Source organism: Paenibacillus sp. 01T47 (assembly GCF_056398245.1).
Window position 1 is genome coordinate 142,177 of the sequence record NZ_JBFTPA010000004.1, and the last position, 16,105, is coordinate 158,281.

At 42.8% G+C, this 16,105-nt stretch carries 18 protein-coding genes; 13 read left to right on the plus strand and 5 right to left on the minus strand.

Annotated features, from left to right (window positions below):
* Positions 1–43: 43 nt before the first annotated feature.
* Complete coding sequence (locus tag AC1DOV_RS10595; RefSeq protein ID WP_441880938.1) at positions 44–463, minus strand: GNAT family N-acetyltransferase; 420 nt, start codon at positions 461–463, stop codon at positions 44–46.
* Positions 464–656: 193 nt separating this feature from the next.
* Between AC1DOV_RS10595 and AC1DOV_RS10600 the strand changes: the two genes are divergently transcribed.
* The 5 genes from AC1DOV_RS10600 (at position 657) to AC1DOV_RS10620 (ending at position 4,092) form a co-directional block, all read left to right on the plus strand.
* Positions 657–1,154 (plus strand): ankyrin repeat domain-containing protein, encoded by a 498-nt coding sequence (locus AC1DOV_RS10600; protein WP_477549885.1) that lies wholly within the window; start codon positions 657–659, stop codon positions 1,152–1,154.
* 145 nt (positions 1,155–1,299) lie between these two features.
* Positions 1,300–1,932 carry a hypothetical protein gene (locus AC1DOV_RS10605; protein ID WP_076270946.1) on the plus strand — a complete coding sequence of 211 codons (633 nt, stop codon included), beginning with the start codon at positions 1,300–1,302 and terminating at the stop codon, positions 1,930–1,932.
* Between the two features lie 165 nt (positions 1,933–2,097).
* On the plus strand, positions 2,098–2,727 hold the full coding sequence (locus AC1DOV_RS10610; protein ID WP_477549886.1) for a DUF4004 family protein: 630 nt from the start codon (positions 2,098–2,100) through the stop codon (positions 2,725–2,727).
* A 14-nt stretch (positions 2,728–2,741) separates the two neighbouring features.
* Positions 2,742–3,428 carry a hypothetical protein gene (locus AC1DOV_RS10615; RefSeq protein ID WP_477549887.1) on the plus strand — a complete coding sequence of 229 codons (687 nt, stop codon included), beginning with the start codon at positions 2,742–2,744 and terminating at the stop codon, positions 3,426–3,428.
* A complete protein-coding gene (locus tag AC1DOV_RS10620) occupies positions 3,421–4,092 on the plus strand; it encodes a hypothetical protein (RefSeq protein WP_477549888.1) in 672 nt (223 codons plus the stop codon). The genes AC1DOV_RS10615 and AC1DOV_RS10620 overlap by 8 nt, the downstream gene beginning before the upstream one ends.
* Positions 4,093–4,199: 107 nt before the next feature.
* Here AC1DOV_RS10620 and AC1DOV_RS10625 read toward each other — a convergent pair whose 3' ends face one another.
* The 4 genes from AC1DOV_RS10625 to AC1DOV_RS10640 form a co-directional block, all read right to left on the minus strand.
* Positions 4,200–5,951 (minus strand): methyl-accepting chemotaxis protein, encoded by a 1,752-nt coding sequence (locus tag AC1DOV_RS10625; protein WP_477549889.1) that lies wholly within the window; start codon positions 5,949–5,951, stop codon positions 4,200–4,202.
* Positions 5,952–6,064: 113 nt separating this feature from the next.
* A complete protein-coding gene (locus tag AC1DOV_RS10630) occupies positions 6,065–6,271 on the minus strand; it encodes a 4-oxalocrotonate tautomerase (RefSeq protein ID WP_441880944.1) in 207 nt (68 codons plus the stop codon).
* 16 nt (positions 6,272–6,287) lie between these two features.
* Positions 6,288–7,427 (minus strand): alanine dehydrogenase, encoded by a 1,140-nt coding sequence (gene ald / locus AC1DOV_RS10635; RefSeq protein WP_339209701.1) that lies wholly within the window; start codon positions 7,425–7,427, stop codon positions 6,288–6,290.
* Positions 7,428–7,547: 120 nt separating this feature from the next.
* Complete coding sequence (locus AC1DOV_RS10640) at positions 7,548–8,165, minus strand: TetR/AcrR family transcriptional regulator (protein ID WP_339203842.1); 618 nt, start codon at positions 8,163–8,165, stop codon at positions 7,548–7,550.
* Between the two features lie 349 nt (positions 8,166–8,514).
* Between AC1DOV_RS10640 and AC1DOV_RS10645 the strand changes: the two genes are divergently transcribed.
* From AC1DOV_RS10645 to AC1DOV_RS10680, 8 genes are all read left to right on the plus strand, one after another.
* On the plus strand, positions 8,515–9,537 hold the full coding sequence (locus AC1DOV_RS10645; protein ID WP_477549890.1) for an amidohydrolase family protein: 1,023 nt from the start codon (positions 8,515–8,517) through the stop codon (positions 9,535–9,537).
* The gene (locus AC1DOV_RS10650) at positions 9,476–10,240 is read left to right on the plus strand and encodes an amino acid ABC transporter ATP-binding protein (protein ID WP_441880946.1); all 765 of its coding nucleotides are present in this window, start codon (positions 9,476–9,478) and stop codon (positions 10,238–10,240) included. The genes AC1DOV_RS10645 and AC1DOV_RS10650 overlap by 62 nt, the downstream gene beginning before the upstream one ends.
* Before the next feature lie 26 nt (positions 10,241–10,266).
* Positions 10,267–11,055 (plus strand): transporter substrate-binding domain-containing protein, encoded by a 789-nt coding sequence (locus AC1DOV_RS10655; protein WP_477549891.1) that lies wholly within the window; start codon positions 10,267–10,269, stop codon positions 11,053–11,055.
* A 75-nt stretch (positions 11,056–11,130) separates the two neighbouring features.
* Positions 11,131–11,784, plus strand: a complete 654-nt coding sequence (locus AC1DOV_RS10660; RefSeq protein ID WP_441880947.1) for an amino acid ABC transporter permease — start codon at positions 11,131–11,133, stop codon at positions 11,782–11,784.
* 14 nt (positions 11,785–11,798) lie between these two features.
* Positions 11,799–12,452: an amino acid ABC transporter permease gene (locus AC1DOV_RS10665; RefSeq protein WP_477549892.1), complete on the plus strand. Its 654-nt coding sequence runs from the start codon at positions 11,799–11,801 to the stop codon at positions 12,450–12,452.
* A gap of 316 nt (positions 12,453–12,768) precedes the next feature.
* Positions 12,769–14,883, plus strand: coding sequence for a stalk domain-containing protein (locus tag AC1DOV_RS10670; protein WP_477549893.1), 2,115 nt, complete (start codon positions 12,769–12,771; stop codon positions 14,881–14,883).
* 189 nt (positions 14,884–15,072) lie between these two features.
* Complete coding sequence (locus AC1DOV_RS10675) at positions 15,073–15,618, plus strand: 3-hydroxyanthranilate 3,4-dioxygenase (protein ID WP_339203835.1); 546 nt, start codon at positions 15,073–15,075, stop codon at positions 15,616–15,618.
* Between the two features lie 13 nt (positions 15,619–15,631).
* Positions 15,632–16,096, plus strand: coding sequence for a RidA family protein (locus AC1DOV_RS10680; RefSeq protein WP_477549894.1), 465 nt, complete (start codon positions 15,632–15,634; stop codon positions 16,094–16,096).
* Positions 16,097–16,105 lie beyond the last annotated feature (9 nt).

Sequence of the window (16,105 nt, forward strand, 5' to 3'; positions counted from 1 at the left end):
GGAGGTTTTTTAATCTGGCGCTCTAATTAGAAAAGCAAAGCGGTTAAAGGTCTTTTTTTAAATAAAAGTGCGTATAACCGCCAGCATTCGGTATCGAACCAAACACCTCGAAACCTTGCTTCTTGTAAAAATCGAGCGCCTGAAAGCTTAAGGTATCCAGCTTTATGAAATCACAGTTTTTCGCTTTAGCTATTTTTTCGGCCTCGTCTAAAAGCTGCTTGCCATACCCGGATTTACGAATTTCGTCCGCAACAAATAAGTACTCAATCTGCATCCAGTTCCAGCATATTTCGCTAAGAAGCCCGCCGAAAATTTGCCCATCAGCGTTTTTGAGAAATAAATTCACCTCCTGATAGCGACCTTTAAGGTCATCAGGAAAATGCTTTAAATTAAAAGCAAACATATTGCTGCTAACATACGATTTATCATCGTTAGTCCATTCATTTGATATGTATAATTCCATACTTCACACGCCTCTCTAATCCCTGCATTTACCTCATGCAAGCAAAAATACCTATCTATTTTAATCTATCACAATTGTTAGAAATAGAAGCAGTAAAAAATAGTTTATAAACGTATTTTATTATAATTGAAATCGTCTATTAAAGTTTGGTAATGTTGTAGAATGAAACCAGTTGAAATGGAGTGGGGAAAAAATGAATGGTCCGTTGATCGAAGATTTATTTCAAGCGATTCAGTCAGGAACTCAGCTAAATAGCTTATTAGAATTGGACCCGAGCCTAGCAAATGCCGAAAATAAGGATGGGCTTACACCTCTTGGTTTCGCAGCACATTTTGGCAATAAAGAAGCGGCACAGGTATTGCTTGACTATGGTGCTGACATTAATGCTGTATCTCATTCCAAGATTTCTTTCATTCCCTCCAATACAGCCTTGCATGCTGCAATTGCAGGCGAAAGGAATATAGATCTCATTAATTTGTTTATGAAGCATCATGCCGATACTAATCTTCTGGACAGCAATGGTCATACTTGCTTGCATACTGCAGCTTTTCATGATGATAATATTGAAATCATTCGCTTATTGCTTGAGCATGGAGCAAATTTAAACACTGAAGATCGAGAAGGGAATACTGCCTGGTCTCTTGCAGTCAAGCAAGGAAACCATAATGTGGCTGAGTTTCTTCGTAGGTGATTATGAGTCTGGAAAATACTTGCATATAAACAAAGTAAGTAATTGTGGTAATCTATAATTAATGAGCAGAAAGCTTGCTGATGGATAGGCTAGTGAAAAAAACGAGATTTACAAGATGATGCTGTTATAGGAGACGAGTAAAACTATGACAATAAACAATGAGACAACAAATGAGGAAGTAAACAGTAAGGATTCGGCGATGACCGAGGAGAAATGGGCGGAGCTTATTAAGGCTGTTCACCATAATGGCATCGTAGCTTTAAAAATGCAATTTAACGATGTTGAAGGACAAGTGTTGAACCACGAAGCTTATGGCCCAGTTTTTGTATTTCATGTGAAGGATGAGTCGGACAGCGTATATTCCTGCGGATTTTTCCTGCATGAGTTGGTCAACAGATTCCAATCGGGGAATGATCCTGCGGTGTGGATGGCTTCTTTCTTCGTCGATCTTATGGAGATCGAGGGTGGGAAACCTCTCTCACAAGCAGCTGCAAGTGAAGAGGAGGCTAAAGCGGTAATCGACAAAATCCTCGTTCCGCAATGTATAACAGCTGTGACGGAAGAGTTTGCTCCGGAACAGGTACATGCGGGTCTAGCTTGGAACGAAGAACACGGTCCAGTCTTTGAAGCTGGATTTCCAACGATTAAAGACGGAAACAACGTTTGCGCTATTCCGTTACATCTATTGTTGACACATTTGCAGTTGAACCGGGATCCTGCGGAGCTGCTAATTCAAGGCATGTATAACATCCGAAATGAACATGGCATAAATTCCTAAAATTTTTTCATTAAAAGGCAGCTTCTGATTCGTAATGGAATCGGGAGCTGCCTTTTTCTTTTATATAAATGAAGAATATCAAGCCAGCCTAACCTTTCTTTATTGCGATATTCTCATTTACAACGTAACAGTGTTATGTTACGATCATTTCGAGAGGTGATTATAGTGGATAAGGATTTAATTTCGAAAAAGGAGCTGCTGGATTTAACCGGCATTTCGTATGGGCAATTATATCGTTGGAAACGAAAGAAGCTTATTCCTGAGGAATGGTTTATTCGAAAATCAACGTTTACAGGACAAGAAACCTTTTTCCCAAAACAGACGATATTAGCGCGCATCCATAACATTATTAATATGAAGGATGATCTTTCGTTAGATGATCTAGCGGGTAAGTTATCTGATACTTCCGCTATTAACGATATGACATTGACTGCTGCAGAAATTGGAGAACGTAACATTGTTTCGTCAATGACCCTGAGCAGATTCGGAGCGTTATCTGGAATTGGTGGACAGTATTCTTTTGACGAGCTTGTGCATTTATTTGCAGTTGACTACCTGCTTGGCCTCGGAGAGCTGAGCTTAGAGGAAGCAGAACTGTTGTTTCAAACCTTGAACGAGAAGGTCAGGAAGTTCGAGGGGAAGAGCTGGGATCTATTTTTTATTCGAAAAATGGGGATGACTTCCTTTATCATGGCGCACTCGCCAACTGATTTAGTATTTGACGAAGGTGTCCGACTCGTTGCCAAGCTAAGCTTAGGTGATTTGATTGAACAATTAAAAGGGAAGCTTTCTTAATGGAGGGAAGAGCGATGACGGAATATCAGCTGTCAGATTTAAAGATTAGCGGAGTTAGCGGTGCCGCAGGTGGAAGCTACGATAACGTATCTATAGATGGTGTTGGCAAAGTAAGCGGACCTATTGTTGCGCGTAGATTTAAGGGAAATGGACATATACGAATGAAGGCACATCTTACGGCAGATGAGCTTGAAGTTAATGGTACGATGGATGTGAAAGGCAATATGAAATTTGGAAATATGAAGGCGGATGGTTTGCTTACTATCGCGGGCGGAGTTAGCGGCGAAAGCTGTGAATTAAATGGCATGATGAGCATAAAAGGTGATTGTGAGCTAGAGCATTTTACAGGTAAGGGCGGCTTCACGGTTGGCGGCTTGCTCAGTGCGGGCCAGCTGGAATTTCAACTGCAAGGCCAAGGAAAAGCGAATGAGATTGGCGTGGAAAACCTGGTCATCAGGCAGGCAGACGTGGGAATGTGGAATAAATTATTCAGTGGAATTATTCCGAAGCTAAAGCCTGAGCTGCGTGTTGGGGTCATTGAAGGCGACAATATTGATATTGAATTTACAACTGCAGATATCGTTAGGGGTAATGTTGTCATCATTGGTCAGGGCTGCTCGATAGGACGAGTAGAATATCGCTCGAAGCTGTCCGTACATCCCGGCGCTGCAATTATGAAGGAGGAGAAGGTTAGTGACTGAGCCTATACGGAATCCATTGAAAGTATTAGGTGAAACAACGTCAGCGGGCGGGTTTTATCAAAATGTGAATATAACAGGCGAATGTAAATTTAACGGCGATGTGGATTGTGAGAAGCTCAGGCTGACGGGAGAAGTCAAGATTGCTGGAAATTTAATTGCGAAAGATATGAAGATAACGGGCGTATGTGCCGTTGACGGCAGCTTAAACGGGCTTAGCTTGCAAGGACGAGGTGAGATGAAGTCAAAAGGAAAAGTTAGAGTAGACAAAATTAAATTAACGGGTCAATTGGATGCAGCAGGTGATTGTGAAGCGGAAGAGCTGCACATAAATGGCGCAGTAAATATCGATGGATTATTAAGCTCAGATAAGCTGGCTATTAGTATGTTCGGGCCTAGCTTTGCCAAAGAGGTCGGAGGCAGCAAAATCAAAATTAAAAGAAGCAAAGTGGGAACATTGCTGAGGCTGATGAAATCGATGGACGGGGTTATATTCAATGCGGGGTTGATCGAGGGCGATAACATCGAGCTTCATTATACGAAGGCAAGTATCGTTAGAGGAGAGAATGTAATTATAGGTATAGACTGCGAAATTGAGACGGTGGAATACCGTGATGAACTGAAAATTCATAAGAGTGCAGTTGTGAAAAACAAGGTAAAACTATGATTTTTTTAATACGCCCTGAACAAAATAAGCTTTCCCTATTTAGGTGGGAGGAAATGAATGCGCCGGCAGAGTGTATGCTTTATATCTGCCGACGCATTTTTTTTATTTTATAATTTGAATTTGCTAATTAATGTTTGCAGCTGCTTGGACATTTCATTAAGTGATACAGCGGAAGCGCTAATTTCCTTCGTAGAATCGAGCTGTGCATCCGATGCATTAGCGACGTCAATAGCAGCCTTTGAAGAGCTTTCAGCTATAGTTGAGAGCTCCTGAACAGAGGAGGCGACTTCCTCAGAGCCCGCTGACATTTGCTCAGATATGGCTGAAACCTCTTGAATCAGCTGAGCAACATTGTGCGTGGCCGCATATATGGTTTGAAATTTATCTCCCGTCTCCTCCGCGATTAACATGCCTTGTGTTACTTCCTTCGTTCCTTCATCCATGGCATGTACCGCCTGCGTTATTTCTCGTTGAATCTCAAGGATTAATACGCCAATTTGAGTGGCAGCCTGATGGGATTGATCAGCTAGCTTCCTAACTTCGCTTGCGACAACTGCAAATCCTTTTCCCTGTTCGCCGGCTCTGGCTGCTTCAATGGCGGCATTCAGTGCCAATAAGTTGGTCTGTGATGCAATTCCAGCAATGACCTCGACAATTTGCACAATTTCGTTAGAGCGATCGCTTAGCGAGTTGATGGAAGCGGACGATTGTTGAACGGATTGATGGATGCCATCCATCTGATGGATAACTTTCGTAATATAGAGATTGCCTTGTGAGGCTTCCTCAGACATATCCTCAGAGGCAACCGCCATACTAGCTGCGGATTCAGCTACACGCTGTATGCCCACTGCCATTTCCTCCATCGCACGAGAGCTTTCGAAGGCTACCTGTTCCTGCGTTTCTGCGCCAACAGCAACCTGGCGAATGCGGTGTGAAACCTCACTAAGCGACTTCGAATTTTGCTCGGCATTCGTTGCTAGTTCATTCGCTTGAATCGTTGCTTGATGGGCATTTTGCTGTACACCATTAATCATGTCTCGTAAGCTTAATATCATTTCATTGAAACGGGCATTCAATAAGCCTAATTCATCCAGACGATTAGTGGGCAGACTCACATCAAGCTGACCCTCGCTAACTTTACGAAAAGCACCGTTCAACTCTTTAATAGGTGAAAGCAATTTGCGCAGCACAACAATTTGGATAAACAAAATGACGAGAAGCGCTGCTATCAGAACGGACAACGTCCATAGGAGCAGCTCTTTTTTTCCTTCGGAGACGATATCCGCATGAAGATCAATCGCAAATGCCGCAATGACATTGTTCTGCTCATCCATGATGGGATGAACGACGGTTATCCATTGTCCATAACTGTTTGTGTAAATGTCTGTTGTTGCTGCTTTTTTGCTTTCGAGCAGCTTTTTCATGACCTTCAGCATGACGGGGGATTGCTCATAAGCGGTGCCCGGCGTGTAGCCGGAGTCAATATAGTCTTGCGGGACGGCTAGCAGAATCGGCGTTTTTCCTTGTGCGATATCAACAGAGTATAAATAGGATTGGGATACACTGTTGTTCGTATTTTGAAAATGTGCTATTTTCCCAATAAGTTTTTTGTGGAGCGGACTGTTTACGTCATGATTTTGGAAAGCTTCTTTAACTTCGGCTAATTCGAATTCACTTGCAGCAAGCGCTGCAAAACCTTCTGCCTGTTGATTTAAGGTTTTGACTAAAACTCGTTCTTGGATAAAATAGCTGGCTGTAATGAGGATAAGCGCAATCAAGACGATGTTCAAACCGGAGAGAAGCAGGTTTTTTCCAAAAAAAGATAGTTTCATTTGTTTAGAATTGCTGATTTGTTTCATCGTTAGGTAAACCCCTTTTCTAAGCAACAGTTATCAAAACAAATAGCCACCATCATTGGCGGTACCGATCTCACCGTCCAATAAAGTGGCTGAATTTATGCAGGTGGAAGTCACTACGTATGTTTAGGCGGAGCGATAATTTCTGCTGCTGGAACACCGGCAATTCCCCAATGGGTGGAGGGGATTTCTGTAACTAAAATGCGAATTCGCTCCTTTGGAGAGTTCAATTCTGCTGCAATGGTCTCTGTTACGCTGGCAATAAGAGACTTTATTTGTTCGGTTGATCTTCCTTCCATCATCTGAATCGTTACGATTGGCATATCTCATGATTCTCCCTTACACGGCAACTTGCTTAGAAGGGGTATTCAAATAGTCGGAAATGTCAATGTAATCGTATCCGTGTGCATCGGCAACCGCTTTATAGGTTACATTGCCCTCAGCAATATTAATACCTCTAGCAATGGCTTTGTTGTCTAGAGCAGCCTGCTTATAGCCTTTGTTGGCAATTTGTACGCCATAAGGAATCGTTACATTAGTTAAAGCAATCGTAGAAGTTCGAGCGACGGCACCAGGCATGTTCGCAACGGAATAGTGGATGACACCATGTTTTTCATAGGTAGGATTGCTGTGGGTAGTAATACGGTCCACCGTTTCAATAGAGCCGCCTTGATCGATGGCAACGTCGACGATGACAGACCCCGGCTGCATCGTTTTAACCATTTCCTCCGTCACCAAGCGAGGAGCTCTCGCTCCTGGAATAAGAACAGCACCGATTAAAAGATCAGCCTTTTTTACCGCTTCTGCGATGTTATAGCTATTGGACATTAGCGTTCGAATACGCCCGCCAAACATATCGTCAAGCTGCCGAAGGCGATCTGGACTTACATCGAGTACGGTAACAGAAGCGCCGAATCCGACAGCGATCTTAATCGCATTTGTACCAACGATTCCGCCGCCGATAATGACCACCTCACCAGGCGCTACCCCAGGCACGCCGCCTAATAAAACACCTTTTCCGCCATGCGGCTTCTCAAGGAATTGGGCACCGATCTGGATCGACATTCGTCCGGCAACTTCACTCATCGGCATGAGCAGCGGCAAAGCTCCATTATCGAACTGAATTGTTTCATAGGCGATGGCAACGACCTTGCGATCGACCAATGCTTTCGTTAACTCTGCTTCTGGAGCAAGGTGAAGATAGGTATATAATAATAAGCCTTCACGAAAATAAACATATTCTTCTGCAAGCGGCTCTTTCACTTTAATAACCATTTCTGCAGACCAGACTTCCTGAGCAGTGGACACAATTTTAGCTCCTGCGGCTAAGTAGTCAGCGTCCGAGAATCCGCTGCCTGCTCCTGCTTGCGCTTCTATCCAAACCTCATGACCATTGTTCAAGAAGGCCGTTACTCCGGCTGGTGCAATTCCGACACGGTTTTCGTTGTTTTTAATTTCTTTTGGAACCCCGATAATCATCTGCTTTTCCATCCCTTCAACCAATTTTGTGCAAACAAGTTGACGCAGCATCAATATAAAATAAATATGACAAAGTGTCAATATTATTGTGCAAGAATGCCAAAAAGGCATACCGAGCCCTTATAAGTAAAGAGCGTCGGTATACATAGTTGTGATGGTATTCGCAATTTCTTCGAGAGAATATTGGTGTCTGTTATGAACAATATCCCATTGATACATTTCATTCGAATAGAACCATTGGCATGCAACGAGCTCTGCTTTTAAGTCTGTTCGAGCTAAACCATGCTGCTGAGAGTAGGTGATGTCAGTCGTTATACTTTGAATAAGCTTGTGTCGTATTTCTTCCCATTTTGTATTTACCGCGGATGAGAGTCCCATAGCTTCAGCAAACACTTTCATCATGTCTCGTTCTGATTCGGCTATTTGGAAGAAGGTGAGTACTTGACTCTTAATGACCTTTTTAGCCTCTTCTTTGGATGTCGGTTGGAAGGAGATATTCGCGATATCAAAAAACTGCTGCATGACGTCTTCCATCAATACGATTAGAAAATCATCTTTTCCGGTAAAATGGGTATAGGCTGTACCATAACCGGTTTTTGCCAATTTAATAATTTGATTAATTGTACTGTTCTGGAAGCCTTCTTTTAAATAAACGGTTCTGGCTGCTTTTAAAAGCTTTTGCCTCGTTTGCTGCGATCTAAGGTGTCGACCATCGATATCTTTTATTTCGTTTTCCATATAGGATCTCAACCTTTCAAGAGAATATTGCCTGTAGAGTACTATACATTCTAGTCGAATGACATCCCTATTGTAAATATAAAAAAGAATGGCGGTTCATCGACTAACATCCAAAATCAAATTTGCATAATTCTTATTGACATGATGTCATAATCATCATAATATGATAGATATCCAAGCTGAAAGTTTACAAAGGATGCACAATTTGTAAGCGGTTTATTTAAATAGTATACCTCATTTGGGATTCGATGGTGTTTTTTTTCAAAAAAACTGACATCTCGTCATCTTTAATCCCAGCACATGCTTTTCTACTTAGAATGATATCCCTTTTATAAGGAGGTTTCAAATCATGCGAATCGATACGCATACGCATATTATACCTGAGCAGCTACCCGATTTTTATCAGAAATACGGGGGCGATCGATGGCCGATATTAAATCGAACATGTACTTGCGGTGCTACGATTATGGTAGCCGGCAAATCATTTCGTGAGGTAACGGATCAAGTATGGAGCCCCAAAAAAAGAATAGAGGATATGGATAGGGAAAACGTTGATATGCAGGTTTTGTCTCCAATTCCGGTTACCTTTTCTTATTGGGCACCATTAGATGAAGCAATAGAGATGTCACGCATTCAGAATGACTTTATAGCTGAAACGGTTGCGCAGCATAGAAACCGTTTTGCCGGGCTCGGTACCGTCCCGATGCAGGACGCTGATGCCGCTATTCTTGAAATGGATCGCTGCATGCATGAGCTTCATTTAAATGGAATTGAAATCGGCTCCAACATAAATGGTAAAAATTTAGACGATCCTTCCTTTATTGCATTTTTCCAAATGGCTGAAGAATGGAGGGTCCCCTTGTTCATTCATCCATGGGAGACACTCGGAAAAGATAGAACGCCAAGGCATAATTTCATGTATACGATAGGCATGCCAAGCGAAACGGCTCTAGCAGCAGCTACTTTTGTTTGGAGCGGCCTGATGGAGAGATTCCCAGATTTGCAGGTTTGTTTTGCTCACGGCGGAGGATCGTTTCCCTATATTCTGCCGAGGCTTGATCAAGGGTGGAACGTTTGGCCTCAGCTTCGTTTAACAACACATCCGCCCAGCTATTATGCCAAAAAAATGTTTTATGATTCTTTAGTATTCGATCCCCTTAACCTCAAATTCATGATAGATAGATTTGGTCATGAACAAATTATGATGGGCTCTGATTACCCCTTTTTGCTAAGGGAAGTTCCTCCAGGCCAGGTCATCGAACAAAGCCTCAACTTAACCGAAGAAGAAAAGGCCGCTTTATTTGGCGGAAATGCTGCAAAATTCTTTCGTATCGGAGGTTCACCGCGTGATTCAATTTCGCAAAATAAATAAACATTATGGCTCGAACCACGTCCTGAAAGATATTGATCTAAACATCAAAGAAGGAGAAGTGGTTGTCATCATTGGTCCATCAGGATCTGGCAAAAGCACGCTTCTGCGCTGCATTAATCGATTGGAGAATGTTACTTCTGGAGAACTTGTTGTGAATGGCCATAAAGTGAATGACAAGCACACGAATATTAATGTCATGCGGCAAGAGATTGGAATGGTGTTTCAGCATTTTAATCTATATCCACATAAATCAGTGATCGAGAATATCACGCTTGCTCCTATCAAAGTCCGAGGCATGCCAAAGAACGAGGCTGAGAAGCTGGCTATGTATTACCTTGATAAAGTTGGGATAACGGAGAAAGCAAATGTTTTCCCCTCCAAACTATCAGGTGGTCAGCAGCAAAGGGTAGCTATTGCTAGGGGACTCGCAATGAAGCCCAAAGTCATGCTTTTTGACGAACCGACCTCTGCATTAGATCCTGAAATGGTTGGTGAAGTTTTAGACGTCATGAAAGCGCTAACACGCGAAGGCATGACTATGGTTGTGGTTACGCATGAAATGGGCTTCGCACGTGAAGTAGCCGATCGCGTTATATTTATGGATCAAGGTCAGATCGTTGAAGAAGGAAAACCTGAACATTTCTTTGCAAGTCCGAGTGAAGACAGAACAAGATTGTTTCTTAGTCGAATTCTGGTTCATTAATAAAAGGGAATAAGGGGGATTTACGTATGAAGAAATGGCAGAAGAATCTAAGTATAACGGTTGCATCGGTGTTGCTTACTGTTAGTCTGGCTGGGTGTGGAGGTAAAGCAGAACCGGCATCAGGCAAGGATCAGAAAAAAATTGCCGTCGGAATTGGCGCAGATGCTTTTCCATTTGGTTATGTTGACACGGGAGATAACAAAACCAAAGGTTTTGACCTCGATATTGCAGCAGCTATCGTAAAAGACATCACGGGCTCGGAAGACAATATTGAATATGTTGAAGTGAATGGTAAAACAAGAATACCGATGCTGAAAAATGGCGACATCGATCTGATCGTTCGCACGATGACAATTACAGAAGAGAGAAAGCAGGAAGTGGATTTCTCTGATCCGTATTTCAGTGCAGGGCAATCACTGCTCGTGCCGGAGAATTCAGCAATTATAAGCATTGCAGATTTAAAGGGCAAGAAGGTTATCGCTGTTAAAGGAACGAGAGACGGCAAAGTAATTGAAGAGAAATCACCGGAAGCAGTCGTATCTGAATATGAGAACCTTGGCGAAGCGTTTACGGCGCTTAGCACGGGCAAAGGTGATGTGCTAACGACTGACAATGCTATTTTAATGGGACTTGCCTTGGAAAACCCGGGATATAAACTAGTTGGCGGTGTTATTGAAGATCAGCCATGGGGAATCGCAGTTAGAAAAGGCGATAAAGAAATGCTGGATAAGGTTAATGCTTCGCTTAAAAAATTAAAAGAAACCGGTGAGTACGACAAAATATATGAAAAATGGTTAAAACAAAAACCAGAATAATGGCAGGAGGGGACGAATGCGTTCATTCGTCCCTTTATCTCCTTAGACATCTAGAAGCGGAGAGGACTGAGTTAGATGTTGGATTTTTCAATTTTACTTGAATACAGGGAACAATTTTGGGCTGGTTTTCTAACAACGCTTCAGGTCAGTCTGCTCGCGCTGCTATTAAGTTTAGTGATTGGAACGATCGTTGCCGTCATGAAGATTTCTCCCGTGAAGCCCGTTAAGGGCTTGGCTACGATGTATATTGAATTTATTCAAAATACACCCTTGCTCATACAAATCTTTTTCTTCTATTTTGGTTTACCGGCGGTAGGGATCCAATTAAATGCCTTTGTAAGCGGAACGCTTGGATTAGCCGTATATTCGGGTGCCTATATTGCAGAAGCGATTAGGGCAGGAATTCAAGCAGTACCTCATGGGCAGGTTGAGGCGGGGCGGGCATCAGGACTTACTTACATTCAAACGATGCGACATATTATTTTGCCGCAGGCGATTAAAGTTGTTATCCCGCCTCTTGGCAATCAATTTCTAAATTTGGTGATGGGATCTGCTATTCTGGGGTCGATATCCGGCAAGGATCTTATGTACTACGGGGACATTATTTCATCGGATACGTTTATTGTATTTGATGTATACATTTTTGTAGCTATTTTCTACTTAATATTGACGCTTCCGCTCAGTCTCTTTATCGGCTATCTAGAACGGAAATTATCGGCGAGCGATTAGAAAGGAGAGCTGTCATGGATTTCATAGGTGCTTACTCAGCGAATAATCTTCTTTACTTACTTAAAGGATTTTTAGTAACGATTGAAGTATCAGCTCTCTCTATTGTATTAGCCTTCGTATTTGGTACGATCATGGGCATTATTAGATACGCCAAAATTCCTATTATTGCGAGAATCATTGCTCTCTATGTAGGTTTAATTCGCAACATTCCGCTTCTGCTCGTCTTTTTCTTTATCTTTTTTGCACTGCCGGAAATTGGCTTAAAGCTGGACGTGTTTACCGCATCAGTAGCGGGCTTAACGGTTTATGCGTCAGCTATGTTATGTGAAATTGTCCGCAGCGGTTTAAATTCCATTTCTAAGGGGCAGGTGGAGGCTGCAAGGGCTTCCGGCTTAACCTATGTCCAAACGATATGGCATATTATTCTCCCGCAAGCGCTAAAACGGATGATTCCGCCTATCGTCAGCGAGTGTACTTCTATTCTCAAAGGCTCTTCGCTTGCTATCGTAATTACACTCCCAGAAATGATGCGAAGTGCACAAATTATTTATAACTATAATGTTAAGTTTGTTATTCCAATTTTATTGTTAGTCGCTATTCTTTACTTCATCGTAAATTATACGCTTTCTTTACTTGCACGCAGATTGGAAAGACGTTTAATGATTTAATTTTGTGTGATCGATAGGGAATGATGACTGAAAATGAGTCTTGGCGAATGGTAATTTCGACAGACTCTTATTTGTCGTTGCAGCCTTTTTTTTGAATAAAAAAAATGAAATTAATCATATTGACACTGTGTCATATTCAATATATTGTTAGGTTGATTCTGGAATTACATCTGATGTTTTTGAAGGAGGCTGTTAAAGGGGCTGAATACGTTCGAGCTAAGAACAGCATGAATGTTTTGTCAGGGTTGCTCGATCAGATCAATTGCAAGCGTTTCCAAAAGGTAATGAATATATTATTCCTGGAGGTTTTGAACTGATGAAAAAAGCGGTCAGGCAGCGAATTTTTAGTAGTGTTCTCCTCGTAACTGTTGTTAGTACGCTTATCTTTCCGTCTTTACCTATCTTTGCATCCTCAGATACAACTGTCGTGAAGGCAGAATCCAATTTAGGCGCCTATGTTGCGAAGCGCACAGGCGTCAACGTGAATGCACCTGATGCCGGACAACCGTATCCAGTAGACGAAACGCATAAACGATTGCCGGGTGAGCCCGCCGAACCAGCAGAAGGCAGCTGGGGTTACAATGTAGAGACTGGCGTATTTACTCATCCGACGGTCATGCCGGAAAATGAAGGACCACAGCCGTTCAACGGCAGCTTGCCTTATCTAGACTTGAATCAATATATTAAAAACATGAAGGTTGAAGCCTTTTATCCATTCGTAGCGGGGTACGGACACAGCTGGCAAACATCCTTTGATTTGGATGGACGTCGCTATTTGTATGACTATGAGACCAATCAATACAATTTGTTTGATATAACGGACCCGCTAAAGGCCGAGCTTATTACGACAAAATGGATCGACAAACAAGCGGGTGAGCATCAATTTGGCCCGTTTAACGTGAAGTACAACGAGGAATTAGATAAAAATTTAGCTGTTCAGTGCTATGAGGTTCCGCGCTACGGCAAAATAACGAATAAGTACACGAATCCAGACGAAGTAAAGGCAATTCGCGACTTTGAAATGCTGCGCGGCTTCCGAATTTATGAGGTGAACGGCCCGAACTGGACGGATTGGAAAATTCTTTCCGAGACGCCGCTTGATTCGAGTACTTACTCCAAAGATAAGCCGCAGCAAGGATCTGGCTGCCAAGACATCCCGGTCTATTCCGGCGATAAATATTTATTTGTTGCAGGTGCTCCAGACGACAGCTACGCGAACACAGAATATAAAACCTATCTTTATTCAGGTGCACAGCTTGTCTATGACATCTCAGATCCAACAAAACCAAAGCAGCTATCGATTTGGTCAGTACCAGGACAACGCATTGGCGAAGAAGCACAATATAATCTAAATCCGCGAGCAGGTAATAAAACAAGCTGGATGGGATCGCGAATGCCGTTGTTTATTCCCAAAACAGTAGAAGAAGGCGGAAAATACGGTTATGCAGCGATGGGTGGATTAGGCTTCTACATTGTAGATATTTCTGATCCGAACAATATGAAGACGGTATCGCATCTTGAAATGCCGATGAGCTTTGCAGGAACTGAGGGCGATAATATCGACGTCAGTAAAGTAGAGACGACAGGCATGGTTTATTACAGCGGTTATCCGCTTAGCGAGGATTGCCATGAGCCGTATAAAGAAATTTATGCAATTGATGTTAAAGATCCGCTTAATCCGAAAATAGCAACGATTATGCCTCGTCCAACACCGCCGGCAGATGCGCCGTTTACGGACTATTGCCAGCGTCGAGGCAGCTTCGGACCGAAGCGTACCGGCTATGCTGAAATTCAGCCAGGTACACCAAGCCAACAATATATGCCCTATGCATTCTACAATGCAGGCATTCAAATGTTTGATCTTAAAGATCCGTTAAAACCAACAATTGCTGCTTATTTTGTGCCGAAAATGTCAGGCGAATTGACTGACGATGAAGGTAAAAAATATATGAGCGATCAATCTGATCCTGTGCATGGCACCTTTGTAGAATGGGATCGCCATTTAATTTGGGTGTTCTCTGGCCATGGGATGTACGTCCTTTCTTCGCCGCTTCTTGGTGATCCTGTAAGCGGACTGCCTAAGGCGAGTCTGCAGCATAACGGTGAGGCGGCACTCCCTTTGGCAGCACAGCCGTTTAGCAAAGATGGTGCAACGCTCGTTCCCTTACGTACTATTTTTGAGAAATTAGGTTATGAAGTGAAATGGAATGGTGCTTCCAAGACGGTAACGGGGACAAAAGACGGCGTTACCATTCAATTGCAGATTGGGCAGAAGGAAGCAACGGTGAATGGAGTGAAGAAACCGATGGCTGCTTCTTCAGTCATGGTGGGCGGTACAACGTATATTCCGATCTCCTTTATTGAACTAGCAACCGGAAGTAAAGCCGTGTGGAATCAGGATGATAAGGCGATTGTTGTGACTAGTATTTAAGATGATTTGGCAGGGAGAAGACCGTAGTAGTGCCGATTGGCGACGCGGTCTTTTCCCTTTTTTAATGCGCTTTCAAATAAAACTGACATATCGTCAATATTAATATTGACATGATGTCGACATTATCTTATAGTGAAAACAAGATCAGCTTTTATCCAAAAAATATCGATTTGAAGGTGAGGGTTTATTATGGCAACTGCTAAATCATTAACCGCTTTTAATCTTTTGAAATGGATTGAAGATAACAAGGAGCAGCTCAAACCACCGGTTAATAACAAGGTAATATGGGAAGATTCTGAGTTTATTGCAATGGTGCTTGGCGGGCCGAACAGACGCAGAGACTTTCACATTGATCCGTCCGATGAGTTCTTCTATCAAGTGAAGGGCTCTTGTTATGTGGAATGTATTACCGAGGCTGGCGAGCGTAAGGTTGTTGCCGTTAATGAAGGCGAAGTATTCATGCTGCCGGCAATGGTACCGCATTCACCGCATCGTGTGGCTGACACGTTTGGCATCGTTATTGAGCGCAAACGCGACAAAGGGGAGCTAGAGGATTTTGTATGGTTTTGCGAGAGCTGCAATCACGAGATGCACCGCGTAACCGTACAGTTAACCGATATTGAAACACAGGTAAAAGGAGCGATCCACAGCTTCAATTCAAATATAGAAGTGCGTACTTGCAAATCATGCGGACATGTAATGTCTGAAGAAGTTAAGGAATGGAAACCAGAATAAGAAGGTGACTTAGGTGGAAAATCAAGCGCTGGCAACACCGGAAGAAAACTTGCAAAAGCTTGGCATCACGCTTGGCTCCTCACGTCCGCTGGTAGGCAATTATGTAACCTACGTTAGGGCGGGGAACCTGCTCTTCACAGCAGGCCAGGGAGTAGATGAGTATCATGGAAAACTGGGCAGGGATTTAACCGTCGAGGAAGGTTATCTGGCTGCACGGCAATCGATGATTAATTTATTAAAAGTCGTGAAGCAGGAGCTCGGCGAGCTTAGCAAAGTGAAACGTGTGGTCAAAATTTTAGGTTTCGTAAATAGCACAGAAGATTTCACACAGCAGCCGAAAGTAATGAATGGCGCATCTGACTTGCTGGTTGATGTATTCGGAGATAAGGGCAAGCATGGAAGATCCGCAGTTGGAATGGCGCAGCTGCCAAACAACACAGCCATTGAAATTGAAATGACTCTCGAAATTGAAGAGTAGGAGGGCTGT

Coding starts and splice junctions, on each gene's coding strand:
- AC1DOV_RS10655 (WP_477549891.1), top strand. CDS start 10,267: ATGAAGAAATGGCAGAAGAATCTAAGTATAACGGTTGCATCGGTGTTG.
- AC1DOV_RS10630 (WP_441880944.1), bottom strand. CDS start 6,271: ATGCCAATCGTAACGATTCAGATGATGGAAGGAAGATCAACCGAACAA.
- AC1DOV_RS10640 (WP_339203842.1), bottom strand. CDS start 8,165: ATGGAAAACGAAATAAAAGATATCGATGGTCGACACCTTAGATCGCAG.
- AC1DOV_RS10605 (WP_076270946.1), top strand. CDS start 1,300: ATGACAATAAACAATGAGACAACAAATGAGGAAGTAAACAGTAAGGAT.
- AC1DOV_RS10670 (WP_477549893.1), top strand. CDS start 12,769: ATGAAAAAAGCGGTCAGGCAGCGAATTTTTAGTAGTGTTCTCCTCGTA.
- AC1DOV_RS10625 (WP_477549889.1), bottom strand. CDS start 5,951: ATGAAACAAATCAGCAATTCTAAACAAATGAAACTATCTTTTTTTGGA.
- AC1DOV_RS10600 (WP_477549885.1), top strand. CDS start 657: ATGAATGGTCCGTTGATCGAAGATTTATTTCAAGCGATTCAGTCAGGA.
- AC1DOV_RS10675 (WP_339203835.1), top strand. CDS start 15,073: ATGGCAACTGCTAAATCATTAACCGCTTTTAATCTTTTGAAATGGATT.
- AC1DOV_RS10650 (WP_441880946.1), top strand. CDS start 9,476: ATGCTGCAAAATTCTTTCGTATCGGAGGTTCACCGCGTGATTCAATTT.
- AC1DOV_RS10660 (WP_441880947.1), top strand. CDS start 11,131: ATGTTGGATTTTTCAATTTTACTTGAATACAGGGAACAATTTTGGGCT.
- AC1DOV_RS10645 (WP_477549890.1), top strand. CDS start 8,515: ATGCGAATCGATACGCATACGCATATTATACCTGAGCAGCTACCCGAT.
- AC1DOV_RS10615 (WP_477549887.1), top strand. CDS start 2,742: ATGACGGAATATCAGCTGTCAGATTTAAAGATTAGCGGAGTTAGCGGT.
- ald (WP_339209701.1), bottom strand. CDS start 7,427: ATGATTATCGGGGTTCCAAAAGAAATTAAAAACAACGAAAACCGTGTC.
- AC1DOV_RS10665 (WP_477549892.1), top strand. CDS start 11,799: ATGGATTTCATAGGTGCTTACTCAGCGAATAATCTTCTTTACTTACTT.
- AC1DOV_RS10595 (WP_441880938.1), bottom strand. CDS start 463: ATGGAATTATACATATCAAATGAATGGACTAACGATGATAAATCGTAT.